The sequence below is a fragment of the Mesorhizobium sp. genome (genome assembly GCF_004962925.1).
Taxonomy (GTDB): Bacteria; Pseudomonadota; Alphaproteobacteria; order Rhizobiales; family Rhizobiaceae; genus Mesorhizobium.
The window spans coordinates 1-967 of sequence record NZ_SUEO01000405.1; the positions used below are offsets into that span (position 1 = coordinate 1).

Consider the following 967-nt stretch of genomic DNA (forward strand, 5'->3'; position numbering starts at 1 on the left):
CCCTTCCGAGCCGCCCATCGGACAACCGCCATCGCCCCGACGATTAATAGGCGCCGAATGTCACGCTGCCCCATCTTCGAGGTTCGACCCAGCTTCTGTTTTCCGCCCGTGGATTTCTGGAGAGGCACGAGCCCAAGCCAGGCGGCGAAGTCGCGGCCACGTCGAAAGATCTCGAGCGGCGGCGCATACGTCTCGATCGCTATGGCGGTGATGGGTCCGATCCCCGGCATGGTTTGCAAGCGCGCCGTCGTCTCGCTCCGCGCGGCCTCGCGATGAAGGGTCTTCTCGAGCTCGGCGATCTTCTCGCTGTAGATGGCGATCTGCTGGAGGTAGAGACGACCAACGTCGCGGACGATCGGCTGGATGAGGCTTTCCTCGTCTTCGATTGCATCCGCAAGGCGCTTCACGTGGGCCGGGCCCTGTGGGGCAACGACCCCGTGCTCGGCGAGGTGGCCGCGCAGGGCGTTTATCAGCTGCGTGCGCTGGCGCACCAAGAGGTCGCGCGTGCGGAAGATCATCGACCGCGCCTGTTGCTCCTCGGTTTTGACAGCCACGAAGCGCATTGTCGGCCTGCAGGCCGCTTCCGCGATCGCCTCCGCGTCAGCCACGTCGTTCTTCTGCCGCTTTACAAAGGGCTTCACATAGACCGGCGGCAGGAGTCGGACGGCATGCCCGAGCGCGCTGATCGCACGCCCCCATTCGTGGGCCGTGGCGCACGCCTCCATCGCCACCGTGCACCGGGGCTGCCCGGCGAGAAACGGCAGCAACTGTGCCCGCGACAGCTTCTTGCGAAAGACAACCTTCCCGTCACTCGCCGCGCCGTGAACCTGGAAGACGCGCTTTGCGAGATCGATTCCAATGATGGTAACTTGTTCCATGGATGCCCTCTCTGTCTTGGTCGATTCTGGCAATCGCCAAATTGGCACATCGCGATGCCGTCGGGAGGGGGCATCCACTCCATCAGATT

At 63.9% G+C, this 967-nt stretch carries 1 protein-coding gene; it reads right to left on the reverse strand.

Annotation, left to right across the window (positions count from 1 at the left end):
• A partial coding sequence (locus E5W87_RS35400; protein ID WP_292408594.1) for an IS110 family transposase occupies window positions 1-878 on the reverse strand: 878 nt, incomplete at its 3' end.
• Between the last annotated feature and the right edge of the window lie 89 nt (window positions 879-967).